This window comes from Ensifer sp. MJa1 (genome assembly GCF_037026475.1).
Taxonomy (GTDB): domain Bacteria; phylum Pseudomonadota; class Alphaproteobacteria; order Rhizobiales; family Rhizobiaceae; genus Ensifer.
In genome coordinates, this window is record NZ_JAKUMO010000063.1 from 1 (window position 1) to 990 (window position 990).

Below are 990 nucleotides of genomic sequence, written 5' to 3' on the forward strand. Positions count from 1 at the left end.
GGCACGTCGGTGCGGCCGCGCGCGCCGCCAAAGGCCGTTCCCATCCAGGTGCGGCCGGTGACGAGCTGGAACGGACGGGTGGAGATTTCCTGGCCGGCGCCGGCAACGCCGATGACCACCGACTTGCCCCAGCCGCGGTGCGAGGCTTCGAGCGCCTGGCGCATCACCTTGGTGTTGCCGGTGCAGTCGAAGGTGTAGTCGGCGCCGCCGATCTGGTCGGCGCCGCGCTTGGTCATGTTGACGAGGTAAGGCACGATGTCGTCGCCGACTTCCTTCGGGTTGACGAAATGCGTCATGCCGAAGCGCTCGCCCCAGGCCTTCTTGTCGTTGTTGAGGTCGACACCGATGATCATGTCGGCGCCGGCAAGACGCAGACCCTGGATGACGTTGAGCCCGATACCGCCGAGACCGAAGACGATCGCGGTCGCACCCATTTCCACCTGCGCGGTGTTGATGACGGCGCCGATGCCGGTCGTCACGCCACAGCCGATGTAGCAGATCTTGTCGAAGGGGGCGTCCGGATTGACCTTGGCAACGGCGATCTCCGGCAGCACCGTGTAGTTGGCGAAGGTCGAGCAGCCCATGTAGTGGTGGATCTTGTCCTTGCCGATCGAGAAGCGCGAGGTGCCGTCCGGCATCAGGCCTTGGCCTTGCGTCGAGCGGATGGCGGTGCACAGATTGGTCTTGCGCGACAGGCACGACGGGCAGGAGCGGCACTCGGGTGTATAGAGCGGGATCACATGATCGCCCTTCTTGACCGAGGTGACGCCCGGGCCGACGTCGACGACGATGCCGGCGCCTTCATGGCCGAGGATGGCCGGGAACAGGCCTTCCGGATCGGCACCCGACAGCGTGAAGTCGTCGGTATGGCAGATGCCGGTCGCCTTGACCTCGATCAGCACCTCGCCGGCCCTGGGGCCTTCGAGCTGAACCGTCATGACCTCGAGCGGCTTGCCTGCCTGAACGGCAACGGCGGCGCGTACATCCATC

At 65.8% G+C, this 990-nt stretch carries 1 protein-coding gene; it reads right to left on the bottom strand.

Features of this window, described 5'->3' with window-relative positions:
• Positions 1-989, bottom strand: a 989-nt coding sequence (locus MKZ91_RS31500; RefSeq protein ID WP_336174946.1) for an alcohol dehydrogenase catalytic domain-containing protein, incomplete at its 3' end; no start/stop codon positions are given.
• Position 990: the final 1 nt, after the last annotated feature.